The 15,724-nt window shown below is 66.0% G+C and carries 13 protein-coding genes; 7 read left to right on the top strand and 6 right to left on the bottom strand.

Features of this window, described 5'->3' with window-relative positions:
* Nucleotides 1-853: SDR family oxidoreductase (locus WA965_RS04320; RefSeq protein ID WP_526447134.1), on the bottom strand; the 853-nt coding region annotated here is incomplete at its 3' end.
* Nucleotides 854-963: 110 nt separating this feature from the next.
* Between WA965_RS04320 and WA965_RS04315 the strand changes: the two genes are divergently transcribed.
* Entirely contained in the window at nucleotides 964-1,293 is a 330-nt protein-coding gene (locus tag WA965_RS04315; protein ID WP_526296695.1) for an RDD family protein, read from the top strand.
* A gap of 251 nt (nucleotides 1,294-1,544) precedes the next feature.
* On the opposite strand, the gene WA965_RS04310 is transcribed toward WA965_RS04315, so the two are convergent.
* Genes WA965_RS04310 through WA965_RS04300 form a run of 3 tightly spaced genes read right to left on the bottom strand, consistent with a single transcriptional unit; the run spans nucleotide 1,545 to nucleotide 5,211 of the window.
* The gene (locus WA965_RS04310) at nucleotides 1,545-3,227 is read right to left on the bottom strand and encodes a nitric oxide reductase activation protein NorD (RefSeq protein ID WP_526296693.1); all 1,683 of its coding nucleotides are present in this window, start codon (nucleotides 3,225-3,227) and stop codon (nucleotides 1,545-1,547) included.
* Entirely contained in the window at nucleotides 3,224-4,045 is an 822-nt protein-coding gene (locus WA965_RS04305) for an AAA family ATPase (RefSeq protein ID WP_526296691.1), read from the bottom strand. The genes WA965_RS04310 and WA965_RS04305 overlap by 4 nt, the downstream gene beginning before the upstream one ends.
* On the bottom strand, nucleotides 4,042-5,211 hold the full coding sequence (locus tag WA965_RS04300) for a spirocyclase AveC family protein (protein ID WP_526296689.1): 1,170 nt from the start codon (nucleotides 5,209-5,211) through the stop codon (nucleotides 4,042-4,044). The genes WA965_RS04305 and WA965_RS04300 overlap by 4 nt, the downstream gene beginning before the upstream one ends.
* A 122-nt stretch (nucleotides 5,212-5,333) precedes the next feature.
* On the opposite strand from WA965_RS04300, the gene WA965_RS04295 reads away from it, so the two are divergent.
* The 5 genes from WA965_RS04295 (at nucleotide 5,334) to WA965_RS04275 (ending at nucleotide 12,161) form a co-directional block, all read left to right on the top strand.
* Entirely contained in the window at nucleotides 5,334-5,939 is a 606-nt protein-coding gene (locus tag WA965_RS04295) for a TetR/AcrR family transcriptional regulator (RefSeq protein WP_526296687.1), read from the top strand.
* A gap of 50 nt (nucleotides 5,940-5,989) precedes the next feature.
* Nucleotides 5,990-6,859 (top strand): MaoC/PaaZ C-terminal domain-containing protein, encoded by an 870-nt coding sequence (locus WA965_RS04290; protein WP_526296685.1) that lies wholly within the window; start codon nucleotides 5,990-5,992, stop codon nucleotides 6,857-6,859.
* A 218-nt stretch (nucleotides 6,860-7,077) separates the two neighbouring features.
* Entirely contained in the window at nucleotides 7,078-8,136 is a 1,059-nt protein-coding gene (locus WA965_RS04285; RefSeq protein ID WP_526296683.1) for a GGDEF domain-containing protein, read from the top strand.
* 44 nt (nucleotides 8,137-8,180) lie between these two features.
* Nucleotides 8,181-11,474 (top strand): DNA polymerase III subunit alpha, encoded by a 3,294-nt coding sequence (locus tag WA965_RS04280; protein WP_526296681.1) that lies wholly within the window; start codon nucleotides 8,181-8,183, stop codon nucleotides 11,472-11,474.
* A gap of 45 nt (nucleotides 11,475-11,519) precedes the next feature.
* Nucleotides 11,520-12,161 carry a nitroreductase family protein gene (locus tag WA965_RS04275; protein WP_526447132.1) on the top strand — a complete coding sequence of 214 codons (642 nt, stop codon included), beginning with the start codon at nucleotides 11,520-11,522 and terminating at the stop codon, nucleotides 12,159-12,161.
* A 10-nt stretch (nucleotides 12,162-12,171) separates the two neighbouring features.
* On the opposite strand, the gene WA965_RS04270 is transcribed toward WA965_RS04275, so the two are convergent.
* Nucleotides 12,172-12,636 carry a tRNA (cytidine(34)-2'-O)-methyltransferase gene (locus WA965_RS04270; RefSeq protein ID WP_526296677.1) on the bottom strand — a complete coding sequence of 155 codons (465 nt, stop codon included), beginning with the start codon at nucleotides 12,634-12,636 and terminating at the stop codon, nucleotides 12,172-12,174.
* A gap of 589 nt (nucleotides 12,637-13,225) precedes the next feature.
* Nucleotides 13,226-13,387: a hypothetical protein gene (locus WA965_RS04265; protein WP_526296675.1), complete on the bottom strand. Its 162-nt coding sequence runs from the start codon at nucleotides 13,385-13,387 to the stop codon at nucleotides 13,226-13,228.
* Nucleotides 13,388-13,756: 369 nt separating this feature from the next.
* Between WA965_RS04265 and WA965_RS04260 the strand changes: the two genes are divergently transcribed.
* Nucleotides 13,757-15,724, top strand: a 1,968-nt coding sequence (locus WA965_RS04260; protein WP_526447130.1) for a sensor histidine kinase, incomplete at its 3' end; no start/stop codon positions are given.

Here is a 15,724-nt window from a genome sequence, read left to right as displayed (position 1 = left end):
CCTGCAGGAACGGCGCCGCGGCCGCCCGCGGCAACGACCCCCCCAGGGGCGGCAGGCCGGCCGCCGGGGCCAGCCCGCGATAGATGCCCCGCAACCCGATCGACTTCGGTGCGGTCAGATGGAACGTCTGACCGTCGCGGCCCTCGGCATGCATCAGCGCGGCGATCGCGTCGACCACAAAATCCACCGGCACGATGTTCGTGCGACCGGTGTCGGGCAGCACCAGAGGCGTGAACTTGGGAAGCGCTGTGAGTGCGGACAAAATCCCGAAGAAGTAATAGGGACCGTCGATCTTGTCCATCTCCCCGGTCCGGGAGTCGCCGACGACCACCGCCGGACGGTAGATCCGGTACCTGAGCCCGGTCGTCGACCGCACCAGTAACTCCGCTTCGAACTTGGTCTGGTGATACGGCGTCGGGAGTTCCTGCGCGACATCGAAGTCGTCTTCGGTGAATACGCCGCGATGGTTCCCGGCGACCGCGATCGACGAGACGTGGTGCAGCGTCGCGTCCAGTCGCCGGGTGAGGGTGATGACCGCCCGGGTGCCGTCGACGTTGGCGGCACGCTGGTGATCCTCGGGGGCGGCGATGTCGTAGACCGCCGCGCAGTGCAGGACATGATCGACGCGGCCGAGGTCGGCGAGCGCGGCATCGGTGAGTCCGAGATCCGGCGCCGTCAGGTCACCGACGAGTGGTTGCACCCGGTCATCCCAGCGCTGCGCGAGCCGTTCGAACCTGCCGAGCGACTCGCGCCGGACCAGCACGTGGACCGCCGTGCTGCCGGGAAGTGCGAGGATTCGGTCCACGAGTCGACGCCCGATAAACCCGGTACCGCCGGTAACGACATAGCGCATGCGACACATGTTCACCTGCTGCTGGGCAAACGTCAACACTGTAGGTCGGTTATTTTCGCCGAGGCTGCGAGTCAATCTGACATGGCAAATGGATCACTCCCACCGCCCGGTTGGTACCCAGACCCACGCTCGCCCTGCTCGCCGCGCTGGCGTCGTATGCCCTGGGGCTGGCCTTCTGCCTGTGGAACTGGGGCTACCGACAGGGCAAGACGGGTTCGAGCGTCGGCAAGTCGTTGCTGAAGTTCAAGGTCGTCAGCGAAAAGACCTGGCAGCCAACCGGAATCACACAGTCCATAGCGTGCCTGTTCGTCCACTTCTTCGTCGACCTATTTCTCTACATCGGTTTCTTGTGGCCGCTGTGGGATTCGCGGCGGCAGACGTTCGCCGACAAGATCGTTGGCACGATATGTGTGCCGGAGGATCACCCGGCGCCGACTTAGAGTTGCATCGCGGTGGCCAGTTCGCGCAGTGCCGGTCGCGGGTCGGACGTGAGGTCGTCGCCGAGTATCTGGACGACGACTTGGTCGGCACCGGTGTTGAGGTGTGCGGTGATGGACGCGGGCGGCTTGTTCGGCGGTGCCCATACCGACGAGGGCGCGCGTCAATCTGTCGGAGCCGGGAGTTTCGGTAGTTCTGCAGCGGCATGTAGGCGCCGATGTAGGAGTGTGCGCGGCGGAGCTGATCGTCTGCGTCACCGCCGGGGAGCGGCAAGTTCCCGCAGCGACGACAGGAACAGCTCGTCCATCCTGGGCGACAGTTCGGCCAGTGTCGCGGCGCTGGCGTGGCTGGCCGAGCCGAAGACCCGCTCGAGGGCGTCGGCCTCGGTGGCAGCGCCGATCGACATGCACAGACAACCGACCCCGTCTACGCGCAACTCCTCGAGCGCCCTGCGGGAATCGGCTTCGGCGTATCTGCCCTCGTATCCGTCGTCGTAGGGAAAGCCGTCGGACAGCACGAGCAGCAGACGATGGGGGGTCCCCGCTTGCGTTTTGAGGATCGCGCCGGCGCCGCGGATGCCTGCCCCCAGCCGGGTGTAGCCCGACGGATGCAGCTGGCTGAGGCGGGCTCGGCCAGCCGCGCCGAACCGCTCCTCGAAGGTCTTGATCACCGGGAGGTGCACCGCACGTCGGCCCTGTGAGCGGAATCCGTACACCGCGACGCGGTCGCCGAGCTCTTCGAGCGTGGCGGCGAGTGTGGCAGCCGCGCGGCGTTGGTGTTCGTGAACGGCGAGTCCGTCGGAATCGGCATCGGTTCCCGATCCCGAGGTATCGACGAGGATGAGCACACCGAGATTGCGGGCGAGTTTACGGCGCTCGGTGTACACGTGCTCCGGGGGTGAATAGCCCGAGCGCACATCGACGAACAGATTGATCAGAGCCTCGGTGTCCACGTCGTCGCCATCGGCTCGGGCACGCAACATCTTCGGACCGAGGCCGACCCGTGCCAGACGGCGCCGTAGCACGGCGTCGCGGACGACACCTGCGGCCGCGACGTCCACCGCTGCGGTGACGGGGAAATCGATGACACGGCACCAGTCCTCCCGGTACCGGTCACCGAACACATCCCATTCGGGATAGAGCGCCCCGCTGACCGCGATGGCGGCACCGGGCGTGTCGGCGCCGGTGAACCGGATCGGGGTCGGTACCGGTCGTGCGTTCGCGCCGGGCTGCGACGCCCGCCGCATCGAGCCGACTCCCATCTCGCCTCCGGCGCCCTCGCTGTCGGAGGAACGAGAGGTTCCGAACATCTTGCGAAGGAAATCGCCCGGCGCCTGCATGCCGATGGGTGCTTCGAACAACTTCAGGATCCAGCTCTTCTCTGCCGGTCCGTCATCGTCGTCGTCCTCATCGATCTCGGACGGGTCGGTGTGTTCGAGGTTCATCGGGACGTCGGCATCGGTCGGCGGTTTGCCCGGGACACTCTGAGCCCGAATCAGTTTCGACGGCTTGATCGTCCCGTACCAGGGTGGTGGGGGCTCGAGCTTCGTTCTGCTCGAAGCCAACTGCAGCGATTCCTCCGCCCTGACCGACCGTGGCGTGGAGCCGGGCGCGACGACTGCCGCCAACGGAACGTGTCGCGCGAGTTCGGCCAGGACGCGGTCACCTTCCAGCGTCAAGTAGCGGCGCGCGAGCGGGGGCCGCGCCCGCAGCCGCTTGGTGTACTGACCGTCGAGGCTTCCAGCTCCGAGGAGTGCACTCTGGACCAACACTTCGCGACGCTGCGCATCCGGATCAGCACCCGCTGAGACGAAGACGACCTGCCCATCGGTGTAGGCGAGCTCGCCCGCAGCGGCCACGGCGACATCGACGGGCCGCCCGGCCAGGAACTGGGCCAGGAACCGGAAACGCTGCGGTTCGCCGTGTTCGGTGCTCACCGCCGGGGCAGGACGGCGTCGGCGAGTTCGCCGAGGCCCCGGACCACATCGGGATCGTCGGACAATATCTCCACGACGGCCGACTGGACTGCGGCGCGCAAGGTCAGCCCTTCGGCGGCGAGGCCGCCGGCGAGGATCAGCATGCGGGTCGAGGCGACCTCGTTCAGCGCCGAGCTGTCCAGGTTCCGGATGGCGTTCCCGAGGGTCACCAGCGACCCGGCGGTGACTTCGTCGATGCCTGCCTCGCGGGCCACCACCTCGGACTCGATGTCAGCGCTCGGGAAATCCAGGCTGATTGCGACGAAGCGTTGGCGGGTCGAGTCTTTGAGGCTTTTCAAGATGCTCTGGTATCCCGGGTTGTAGGAGATCACGAGCTGAAAGCCCGGCGCTGCGGACAAGGTTGTGCCCAGCCGATCGATGGGCAGTTCGCGACGGTGGTCGGCGAGCGGGTGGATGACCACGGTCGTGTCCTGGCGCGCCTCGACGATCTCGTCGAGATAACAGATGGCACCCTCGCGCACTGCCCTGGTCAACGGGCCGTCCGCCCATACGGTTTCGCCACCCTTGAGGAGGAAACGCCCGACCAGGTCGGCCGAGGTCATGTCCTCATGGCCGGCGACGGTGATGAGCTCGCGACCGAGTTCGTGTGCCATCGCCTCGACGAAACGGGTCTTGCCGCAGCCGGTGGGTCCTTTGAGGAGGACCGGCGATCCGCGGCGGGCCGCCGCCCGGAAGACGTCGATCTCCCCGCCGACGGCACGGTAGAACGGCTGCGGCATACCCGATTCGGCGGCCGGCCGAAATTCACTGACCGTCATCGTTGCTCGCCCACCTGTATCGGCACCACGGGTGGGATCGTCACGCCCTCAGGCAGAACGAGTTCCCCTTCGTGGTTGATGTACCCCGAGTGCTTGGTCGGACGCGGGAGATCAGGATTCGGGCACGGGCGGTCGGTGCCCTCGCCGCAGATTCCGGGGTTGAAGTAGGAGCGCTTCTGCACATCTTCCGGCCACGGGTCGGCCTGTGTGCCGAGCCAGGTCGCAGGAATGTTGTAGAAGATGAAGAAGCAGGCGCTCACACCACCGAAGATCGCCAGGAACCGGACGAACTGTTGTTTGACGAATCCGCCTCGGACGCCGTCCAGTCCGCGCTCGACCACCGTCCGGCCCCGGTCATCGGTGAAGAACCGCAGGCAGCACAGCGCTGCCTGAACACCGCCCCACATGAACCCTTCGTAGATGGGGTACTGGTAGTAGGTGCCGGCGTTGATCGACAGTTCTTGGATGGCGCCGGGGTAGGAGTAGAAGCCGATCGGCAGGAGGATGAGGCCCTCCATGATGAAATCGAAGACGATCGCGATCGCGTAGGTGACCAGGATCAGCCGCAGGTTGCTGATACCGGGCCAGCGGTTCTTGATCTTGCGCATGATCAGACACCCGACGATGGTGAGCAGCAGCACGCCGTACGCATAACCGGGGATATTGGTCAGCAGCGGTTCGGGCACGGTATGGCCCGGTTCCTCGTGAGCCGCCCAGCCCGGGAAGTACGGTGCCCACGAACCCTGGTTGAACAGCCATGCGTTGTACGTGCACCACGTGCTGTGATAGTTCAGCATCGGATCCTGGAACATCATCAGGCCCATCGACACCAGCAGCATGCCGTCGAGCGTGATGCGCCTCTCCCGCACCCAGGGCCGGATGATGAAGAACCACAGTGCAAATGGAAGGCCCACCCAGAGCACGACGGCGTTGGCAATCAGCGGGATCTTCATGTAGAGCGGTGGCTCGGTCGGGCCTCCTTGCACCTGCTCGAAATAGGGGCCGGTGACCCACCGGGTGAGCAGATACAGGGTCAACGCCAAGAATATGGCGCCGATGGTCGCCCAGACCTTGTACGCGCTCGACGACGACGGCCCTTGCTTTTCGAGGCCGGCGGTCCCGCTGATCGATTCGGTGACGGCGGGTTTCCTGGACGGATCACTCATGATCGTTATCCCCTTGGCGATCGAAGGAGCTGGCGGCTCGAAGGCATGGCATCGGATGCGAATATACTATACAGTATCTGAGAGTCCAATAGGGCACTCAGATTCTGTGGCAGAATGTTCTCATGGTGGAGCGCTGGACGCGAGAACGCAGACTCGAGCACACACGCTCGGTACTGCTGGATGCCGCCGAGGAGGTCTTTGCCGAAAAGGGCTTCACATCAGCCACTCTCGACGACATCGCCGGGGCTGCCGGGTATACGAAAGGTGCGATCTACAAGCACTTCACGGCCAAGGAGGACCTGTTCCTCGCGGTCAGCAACCGCTACTGGCGCCGGTACTTCGACAACTTCGCCGAAGTGATGTCGGAATCCACTGCCGTCGGCGAGCGTGAGCTCGACGAGATCGCCCACCGCTGGCGACAGCTCAGCCGCGATCGCGGCGCCGAACATGCCGCCCTGGGGATGGAGTTCACGCTCTACTTGCTGCGCAATCCGGATGCACGGAAGCGGATCGCGGCCAAGCGATCCGAAGTCGTGGAGGCGCTCGCGAACTTCATCGTCGAAGGTTTGGAACGATTGGGCGCGACGTTGCTCATCTCCCCTTTGACGTTCGCCCAGACCTTGGTTGCCACCAGCGACGCCGTTGTCCTGGGGAGCGAGCTCGACAACGTCGACTTGTACCGTCCGATCGTGGAGATGTATACGTCGGCAATAAAGCTGCCCAGCTGATCGGCGTCGCAGTACCAACGCGCGAATTCGGGCAGGCTAGTGTCGCGTCCATGCCCATCGATCCGAACGCCGTCGGCACCACGACCCCGCCCCAGATCTTCGAATGGACCGACCGCGACACGCTGCTGTACGCACTCGGCGTCGGGGCGGGCCTCGACGATCTCGCCTTCACCACCGAGAACAGCCACGACATCGAGCAGCAGGTGCTGCCCACCTACGCCGTCATCGCCTGCTCGCCGTTCGCCGCCGCCACCAAGATCGGCTCGTTCGACTTCAGCAAGCTCTTACACGGATCCCAGGCCATCCGGGTGTTCGCCCCGCTGCCCCCCGCCGGCAAGCTCAGCGTGGTCTGCGAGGTAGCCGACATCCAGGACAAGGGCGAGGGCAAGAACGCGGTGGTGATGCTCAAGGCCACCGGCAGCGACCCGGACAGCGGTCAGGCCGTCGCCGAAACCCTCACCACCCTGGTCATCCGCGGGGAGGGCGGCTTCGGAGGGCAGCCGGGTCAGCGCCCGGCCGCGCCCGAGATCCCCGAGCGTGACCCCGACGCCCGGGTGGCGCTGCCCACCCGCGAGGACCAGGCACTGATCTACCGGCTGTCCGGGGATCGCAACCCGCTGCACAGCGACCCGTGGTTCGCCCGCGAGCTGGCCGGATTCCCCCGGCCGATCCTGCACGGCCTGTGCACCTACGGAGTGGCCGGACGAGCGCTGGTCGCCGACCTCGGCGGTGGTGACGCGTCGAAGATCACGGCGATCTCGGCCCGCTTCACGTCGCCGGTGCTGCCCGGCGACACCCTGACGACGTCGATCTGGCGCGTCGAATCCGGTCGCGCCGTGTTCCGCACCGAGGCGACGAATCCGGACGGGTCGGAAGCCCGTCTGGTGCTCGAGGACGGCGTCGCCGAATACGCCGGCTGAGGCCCACACTGTTCCTTTCCCTGTGCAAATGTTTGCTGGCTGGTAACCTTCGGCTGTGCGAGGGGGTTTTGAACTGGATCGAGGATGCCCACATCCGGGGTGGGTGAATGTTTGATGGTTTGCGGAGTTCTCCGATTGCATCAATAGGGCCTGCACTGTGGCGAACCGATCAGTACTACTGGTTTACTACGGTCCTCGCCTCACGCGGTCTGCAGACCATGGCCTGCCGACTGGTGGCGGTCTGCATCCTCGCTCTGGGGCTGATCCCACTGGCCTTGATGACCAGTCGACTCGGGCCGCAGAACCTGCCCACCCGGATCATCGCCATCGCCATCGCCATTGCGTGCCTGGCGATGTCGCTGCTGTGGCTGCGTCACCACTGGCCCACCAGGGCGCAGTCGCTGGGTTGTGTCGTGGTCGGAGCGTTTGCGATCGGTGGGTCCGCGCTCATCGTCCCGAGTCCGATCGTCGGCTTCCTCGGCGCCACCACCTTTGTGGTGCTGACCGCCTTTGTGGTGTGCTTCCACACGTATCGACTGCTGTGGGTGGTCTGGCCGATCGCCGTGTCGGTGCTGGCGGTGTTGTTCATCCGGTTGGCGCCGACCGACCTGGCGCTGGACGTGTGCGCCACGGGTGTGGTGATCCTGCTCAACGTCTTCATCGCCTTCACCTGCCGGGCGGCGATCAAGTTGATTCAGCCCGACGCCCACCACAGTGACATCGAGCAACTGACCGGCCTGTTGCACCGCGATGCGTTCTACCGCAACGTGGCCACGCTGCTGGCATCGCGCAGTCGCAGCGACGACCAGTACCTGGTCGTAGTCGCCGTGAACATCGACAGTTTCTCGCTGCTGATCGGATTGTCGGGCGAGCCTGGCGGCGACCGGGCGCGCGTGGCGGTGTCGCAGGCGCTGCGGGAGACCGTCCGGCACAACGCGATCGTCGCGCACATCTCCGAGGGCGGTTTCAACGACTTCCTCGTCGCCGACACGTTCACCAGCGCCGACTCCTCGCCGCTGGTGGAGCGGATCCGCGGCGCGATCGCCGTCACGCCACAACGTCTGACGGCCAGCATCGGTGTGGTCGTCACGCCGTTGGCTCCGCTGGCGGCGGAGCCTCCCGACGAAGTGATCGACAAGCTGATCGCGATCGCCAGCACCGCCATCGAGCAGGCCCGGATGGCCGGCGGCAATCAGGTTCGGTACGTGCTTCGGCCCAAGCTGGGGGAGGACCAGACCGACCAGGATGACTCCCCGGAGGAGGGCAGGACCGGCTGAGGAACGACCTCGACGATCGAACAATTGTTCGATAGATTGGCGAGGTGGGTTGGAATGACGGTCCGTCGACCTGGACGGAGATGGAGCGCGTCCTCACCAGCAAGCCGCGCCGCAGCGGGGTGCCGATGAGTCAGCCGCCCGGCGATGGTGGTGACAGTCCGGCCTGGTCGCGCAAGCGGGGCGAGTACGAAGCGGTCGGGGTCAAACGGTCGGGTTCTGCTCGGTCCTACGCGGAACTGCACAGCCATTCGGCCTACAGCTTTCTCGACGGGGCCAGTACACCCGAAGAACTCGTGGAAGAGGCTGCCCGGCTCGACCTGCGGGCCATCGCGCTGACCGACCACGACGGGCTCTACGGCGTGGTGCGGTTCGCCGAGGCGGCCAAGGAGCTGGAGGTGGCCACCGTGTTCGGTGCGGAGTTGTCGTTGGGAGGGGGAAGTCGCACCGACGAGCCCGACCCGCCCGGACCGCACCTGCTGGTGCTCGCCCGAGGGCCGGAAGGGTATCGGCGACTGTCGAGGCAATTGGCGGTCGCGCATCTGGCGGGCGGCGAGAAAGGCACGTTGCACTACGACTTCGACGCACTGACCGACGCTGCAGGTGGGCACTGGCAGATCCTCACCGGGTGCCGCAAAGGCCATGTCCGTCAGGCTCTTTCGACAGGTGGTCCGGATGCCGCCGCGGCGGAACTCGCGGACCTGGTGGACCGGTTCGGCCGTGACCGGGTCAGCGTCGAGCTCAGCCACCATGGCCACCCGCGCGACGACGAGCGGAATGCGGCGCTGAGCGAGTTGGCCTCCCGCTTCGGCCTCGGTGTTGTCGCCACCACCGCGGCGCACTTCGCCGCACCCGCCCGCGGCCGGCTTGCCATGGCGATGGGTGCGATCCGGGCCAGGCGATCCATGGATGATGCAGCGGGTTATCTCGCACCGCTGGGTGGTTCGCACCTGCGATCCGGAGACGAGATGGCGCAGCTTTTTGCACACTGCCCGGAGGTGGTGTCGGCTGCCGCCGAACTCGGTGAGCAGTGCGCTTTCGGGCTGGCCCTGATCGCGCCGCAACTTCCGCCGTTCGACGTGCCCGACGGACACACCGAGATCAGCTGGCTGCGGCATCTGGTCGCCGACGGCGCCCGGGACCGCTACGGCCCACCGGAGCGCGCACCCCGCGCGTACACCCAGATCGACCATGAGCTCAACGTCATCGAACAGTTGGGCTTTCCCGGCTACTTCCTTGTGGTGCACGACATCACCCGGTTCTGCCGACTCAACAACATCCTGGCTCAGGGCCGGGGCTCGGCAGCCAACTCGGCGGTCTGTTACGCACTCAAGGTCACCAACGTCGACCCGGTCGCCAACGAGTTGCTGTTCGAGCGCTTCCTGTCGCCGGCCCGCGACGGGCCGCCCGACATCGACATCGACATCGAATCCGACCTGCGGGAGAACGTGATCCAGTACGTCTACCAGCGCTACGGTCGTGAGTACGCAGCGCAGGTGGCCAACGTGATCACCTACCGCGGTCGCAGTGCGGTGCGGGACATGGCTCGCGCACTGGGGTTTTCGCAGGGGCAGCAGGATGCCTGGAGCAAGCAGATCAGCCGGTGGAATGGCCTCGCCGACTCGCCCGACGTGGAGGGCATTCCGGAGCCGGTGGTGGATCTGGCCATGCAGATCTCCAACCTGCCCAGGCACATGGGCATCCATTCCGGCGGCATGGTGATCTGCGACCGCCCGATCGCCGACGTGTGTCCGGTCGAATGGGCCAGGATGGAGAACCGCAGTGTGCTGCAGTGGGACAAAGACGACTGTGCTGCAATCGGTTTGGTGAAGTTCGACCTGCTGGGACTGGGCATGCTCTCGGCGCTGCACTATGCGATCGATCTGGTGGCCGAGCACAAAGGCGTCACCGTGGACCTGTCCAGGCTCGACCTCGGCGAGCAGGCGGTCTACGAGATGCTGCAGCGGGCGGACTCCGTCGGGGTGTTCCAAGTGGAGTCGCGCGCCCAGATGGCCACGCTGCCCCGGCTGAAACCGCGGGTGTTCTACGACCTCGTGGTCGAGGTGGCTCTGATCCGCCCGGGACCGATCCAGGGCGGGTCGGTGCATCCGTACATCAAGCGGCGCAACGGGTTGGAGCAGGTCACCTACGACCATCCGTCGATGGAGTCGGCGTTGCGAAAGACGTTGGGGGTGCCGCTGTTCCAGGAGCAGTTGATGCAGTTGGCCGTCGACTGTGCCGGTTTCTCCGCGGCCGAGGCCGACCAGTTGCGTCGTGCGATGGGCTCCAAGCGTTCGACGGAGAAGATGCGGCGGTTGCGGAGTCGGTTCTTCGACGGGATGGCCGGGTTGCACGGTATCACCGGGGAGGTGGCCGAGCGCATCTACGAGAAGTTGGAGGCTTTTGCCAACTTCGGTTTCCCGGAGAGCCATTCACTGAGTTTTGCGTCGCTGGTGTTCTACTCGTCGTGGTTCAAGCTGCACCATCCCGCGGCGTTCTGTGCGGCGCTGCTTCGGGCCCAGCCGATGGGCTTCTACTCACCACAGTCGCTGGTCGCCGACGCCCGCAGGCACGGGGTCCTCGTGCACGGACCTGACGTCAACGCCAGCCTCGCACACGCCACGTTGGAGAACGCGGGCCTGGAGGTGCGGCTCGGACTCGGCAGCGTGCGCCACCTCGGCGACGAGCTGGCGCAGCGGTTGGTTGAAGATCGGAACATCAACGGGCCCTTTGCTTCTCTGCTCGATCTGACAGGTCGGCTACAACTGTCGGTTCCCCAGACCGAGGCGCTGGCCACTGCGGGGGCGCTGGGCTGTTTCGGATCCTCCCGACGGGAGGGACTGTGGGCCGCGGGGGCAGCCGCCACCCAGCGTCCCGACCGGTTGCCGGGGGTCGGGTCGGCGTCGCACGTCCCGTCGTTGCCCGGGATGACCGAGCTGGAGTTGGCCGCCGCCGATGTGTGGGCGACCGGGGTGTCACCGGACAGCTATCCGACCCAGTTCCTGCGCGAAGATCTAGATGCGCTGGGGGTGATCCCGGCTGACCGGTTGCTGTCGGTGCCCGACGGCACCCGGGTGCTGGTGGCCGGTGCGGTCACCCATCGGCAGCGGCCGGCCACAGCTCAGGGGGTGACGTTCATGAACATCGAGGACGAGACGGGGATGGTCAACGTGCTGTGCTCACGCGGGGTGTGGTCACGCCACCGCCGGCTGGCCCAGACGGCGACGGCGCTGGTGGTCCGCGGCATCGTGCAGAACGCCACCGGCGCGGTCACGGTGATCGCCGAGCGGATGGACAAGCTCAGCATGCGGGTGGCGTCGAAGTCCCGCGACTTCCAGTGACTCTGGCTGTAATTGCAATTCCAGCAGCGAATGTAGTCTCGGGAAATGACCTTGAATCTGTCTGCCGATGAAGTACTGACCACCACCCGTTCGGTACGCAAGCGGCTGGATTTTGACACACCGGTTCCACGCGAAATCCTGATGGAGTGCCTCGACATCGCGCTGCAAGCGCCCACCGGCTCGAACAACCAAGGATGGCAATGGGTGTTCGTCGAGGACCCGGAGAAGAAGAAGGCGATCGCCGACATCTACCGGACCAACGCGACGCCGTACCTGAATCAGCCCAAACCGCAGACCGGCGACATGCGTGACGAACAGCGGCCCCGGGTGGAGGACTCGGCGAGGTATCTCAACGATCACCTTCACGAAGTGCCGGTGATGCTGATTCCGTGCCTGGAAGGAAAGCCGCAGGACGCGGTGTCCGGGGCCAGCGCGGGGTTCTGGGGCTCCCTGCTGCCTGCGGCGTGGAGTTTCATGCTGGCGTTGCGGTCTCGCGGACTGGGCTCGGCGTGGACGACCCTGCACCTGCTCGGCGACGGCGAGCGGCAGACCGCCGAACTGCTCGGCATCCCGTTCGAGAGCTACAGCCAGGCCGGGCTGTTCCCGATCGCCTACACCAAGGGGACGGACTTCCGGTTGGCCAAGCGACTGCCCGCCGAGCAGCTGACCCACTGGGACACCTGGTAACCCACCCGGATCACACCGCTCCGGGGAACCCCTGCTGTCGCCAGGCCTCGTAGACGGCGACTGCGGCGGCGTTGGACAGGTTCAGCGACCGTCGGCCGCTGAGCATCGGAATTCTCACCTGCGCGGTGATGTGCGGGTCACTCAGCGTCGACTGATCGAGGCCGGTGGGTTCCGGGCCGAACATCAACACGTCGCCGGGTTTGTAGGAGATGTCGGCGAACGACGCCGTGGCGTGCGCGGTGAAGGCGAAGACGCGGGCCGGCATCAACACCGCCCACGCTGCTGCGAGGTCACCATGCACCGTCACCGATGCGAGGTCGTGGTAGTCGAGACCGGCTCGGCGCAGCTTCGGCTCGGACAGGTCGAAGCCCAACGGTTCGACCAGATGCAGTTCACACCCGGTACCCGCCGCCAGGCGGATGGCATTACCCGTATTGGGAGCGATGCGAGGCGAGTAGAACATCAACCGAACCACCACATATCGATAGCATTCCGGTGGTCAGGTGGGAAGCGTGCCTCAAGGCTTCCGAGCGAGATGACCTAGTCCATCTCACGAACTATGTCATCTCGCAACACATGTCGGGCACACCTTCTCATCAATCAAGACAGGGCTGTTGCACTTCTCACATCGGTTGTCCGACAGCACTACTCAGTCGCTTTCTACGCCCTCGACCCACCGTGCCGGAGTTGAGGTGTTCTCTTGTTTTCATGTGGTCGGGTCGGCCAATGAGGCTGGCGCTAGCTGCTTAACGCACAGGCTGAGTGCCTCATTCGCCTAATGCGGTGGACTCAAAGTTCAGCCAGGTTCAGCCCACAGCACGCTGTGGTACCCACCCTTCGCGGCTACGTCACGGGAGGGGGGAGACGTTCGATTCAAACGAATCGGATCGGTTGGTCGGCTACGCCTCTTGGCGATTTCCGAGTCGGCGGCGCGGAACGGCCGACTGCAGCCCGACCTGGCTGCAATAGCAACGGTCCCCAGCGTACGGGCAATGCCGGGTGATGAGCAATGCGGTGGGCACCGCGGCGCGACGTGACGTTCGACCATCGGCGGACAGCGGTTCTCACGCTGAGAGGCCGAGGTCCTCTTCGTACGCCGCGATGACGACCAGACCGGTGTGCGTTTCGACGTCCACGACTTCGCCGCTCATCACCCTCATCATGGGGGAGTCGACGATCAGTGCGAGATCGGCCAGAGTGGACAGGTCATCGTCGTCGCGATACATAACGCACCTCCGTGTTGTGGATCACACTACCCGTAGCTGTGTAATTCCAATCACTCTGCTGTACGTCAATTATGCCGTGTCCGTTGTCTTCTCCCGACTTCGAAGGGATAACGATCGCCTCTCGGTTCGGCCGAAGTGACGGCGCACCGCGCGAATGATTTTGCTGGCGAAGCGGGCAACGTTTTGGTCACGGGTTTGCGGGCTTCGCTGTTCAGTGTGAATTGTGGAATCCGGGTGACTTGGCTGGCATACTCGTCGAATTGCCAGGCGTAGCAGGCCCGTCCGCGCGAGGGCGACATCAGCAGGAAGCCTTATGAACGACGCTCGATTGATGAACTGCGGGCGCCCCGCCGACAGCGTGGGCCGCCCATGAAGCCCCGGCACCCGGCCCAGCGGCCGTCGCGGCTGGCGCTGTCCAACTGGCCGGTCCGCTGGAAAGTGCTCGCCATCGTATTGGTGCCTCTGCTGCTCGCCGGTGTGTTCGGCGGCCTGCGCATCTACGCCAGCACCACGGAGGCGATCGACCTTCAGCACGCCGCCGCGCGCGCCGACATGGTGCCTGCCGTCGCCGACTACATGGCCGGCCTCGAGGACACCATGGTCACCGCGACCGAGGGGGGCGATGCCCAGTCGGCGCTGAGCACGTTCGACTCCCGCAGGACTGCGCTCGAGCAGCAACTCGCCGACACCGATGTCCCCGATGACGTCCGGCTCGCCACCAACACGCTGCTCGACTACGGGCAGGACCTGGTCGGCAAGATCATGGGCAACTCCATCGATCTGCGGGGCCGCGTGATGACGTACGCGCCGCTGCTGGTCACCGCGGAGACGGCCATCACCGGTCTGGTGGGCAGCGACGACCAGGACGTGCAGTCCCAGGGTGCCGCGTTGTCGCGGGCCGTCGGCGCGCGCGGGCAGATGGCGATGCAACAGATGCTCGTCAACCGCGGCGGCGACCTCCCCGAACCGGTGCTGCGTTCGGCGATGATCACGCTGGCCGGGACCGAACCGTCGACGGTGTCGGCGATGGGTGCGTTCCTCGGGGGCGCCACCGACCAGGCGGCTGCCCTGCGATCGGAGATGGTCAAGCGGATGTCGGTGCTGTCCGAGCCGGCCTCGGTTCTTGTGGGCAATCCCGAGCTGCTGGCGTCCCAGCAGGTCACCCGTGGCGTCGCCGGCGATCTGATCGCCGAGACCGCCGAGTCGATTCCGGCGACCGTCGACGCGCAGGCCGGCGATGCCCGCACCGCCGCGATCCGCGACGCCGTCCTGGTCGTCGCGGCGATCGTGATCGCGCTGCTGCTGGTCACTTTGATGGCTCGTACGTTGGTGCGCCCGCTGCGCACCCTGCGCGACAGCGCTCTGCAGGTGGCGCACGAGGATCTGGCCCGCGAGGTCGAGCGGGTCCGCAGCGACGGCAAGCCGTTCGCAGTGCAGCCCATCCCGGTGCACACCTCCGAGGAGATCGGCCAGGTCGCGCACGCAGTCGACGAACTGCACGAGCAGGCGGTGCAGTTGGCCGGTGAGCAGGCCCGGCTGCAGCTCCAGGTCACCGACATGTTCGAAACGCTGTCGCGTCGCAACCGGTCGCTGGTTGATCAGCAGCTGTCCCTCATCGATCGGCTGGAGCGCAACGAGGAGGATCCCGACCGGCTGGAGAGCCTCTTCCGGCTCGACCACCTGGCGGCCCGCATGCGCCGCAACGGTGCCAACCTGATGGTGCTGGCGGGCGCGCGGATCCCCCGCGAGCAGGCCGCCCCGGTGGCTGTCACCGCACTCGTCAATGCGGCGGCCTCCGAGGTGGAGGACTACACCCGGATCGTCACCGCGGGGCTGCCCGACAGCGAGATCTCCGGAGCGGTCGCCGGTGACGTGGTGCACCTGCTCGCCGAACTGATCGACAATGCGCTGCGGTATTCACCGCCCACCTCACAGGTGAAGGTGTCGGCGGTGCACACCGGCAACGGTGGCCTGGTGCTCGAGGTCGCCGACTCCGGTCTGGGTATGACGGAGTCCGACCTGCGGGTGGCGAACACCCGACTGCAGTCCGGCGGCGAGGTCAACCCGTACACCGCCCGGCACATGGGCCTTTTTGTGGTGGGCCGCCTGGCCGCCCAGCACGCTCTGGTGGCTCGGCTGCGCAGCACCGTGTCGGGGGAACCGAGTTCGGGCACCACGGCCGGTGTGTACGTGCCGGCCGAGCAGCTCGCCACGGGCGGTGGCGCGGTGTTCGGTCCCGACCAACAGGTCGTCGACGCGCACGCCGGTATCTCCACCGCACTCGCCCTCGACGAGCCGCCGTACGCCGAGCCCGCCCGGGTCGACGAGGTCGTACCG

The sequence above is a fragment of the Mycobacterium sp. genome, from assembly GCF_049683935.1.
In the GTDB taxonomy this organism is placed as follows: Bacteria; Actinomycetota; Actinomycetes; order Mycobacteriales; family Mycobacteriaceae; genus Mycobacterium.
The sequence above is the reverse complement of the archived record's forward strand: the minus strand, read 5'-3'. Positions and strand labels throughout refer to the sequence as shown.

What these genes read in the sequence shown, in the direction of transcription:
- WA965_RS04275 (WP_526447132.1), top strand. Translation starts at nt 11,520, where the DNA reads ATGACCTTGAATCTGTCTGCCGATGAAGTACTGACCACCACCCGTTCG.
- WA965_RS04295 (WP_526296687.1), top strand. Translation starts at nt 5,334, where the DNA reads ATGGTGGAGCGCTGGACGCGAGAACGCAGACTCGAGCACACACGCTCG.
- WA965_RS04265 (WP_526296675.1), bottom strand. Translation starts at nt 13,387, where the DNA reads ATGTATCGCGACGACGATGACCTGTCCACTCTGGCCGATCTCGCACTG.
- WA965_RS04300 (WP_526296689.1), bottom strand. Translation starts at nt 5,211, where the DNA reads ATGAGTGATCCGTCCAGGAAACCCGCCGTCACCGAATCGATCAGCGGG.
- WA965_RS04305 (WP_526296691.1), bottom strand. Translation starts at nt 4,045, where the DNA reads ATGACGGTCAGTGAATTTCGGCCGGCCGCCGAATCGGGTATGCCGCAG.
- WA965_RS04290 (WP_526296685.1), top strand. Translation starts at nt 5,990, where the DNA reads ATGCCCATCGATCCGAACGCCGTCGGCACCACGACCCCGCCCCAGATC.
- WA965_RS04285 (WP_526296683.1), top strand. Translation starts at nt 7,078, where the DNA reads ATGGCCTGCCGACTGGTGGCGGTCTGCATCCTCGCTCTGGGGCTGATC.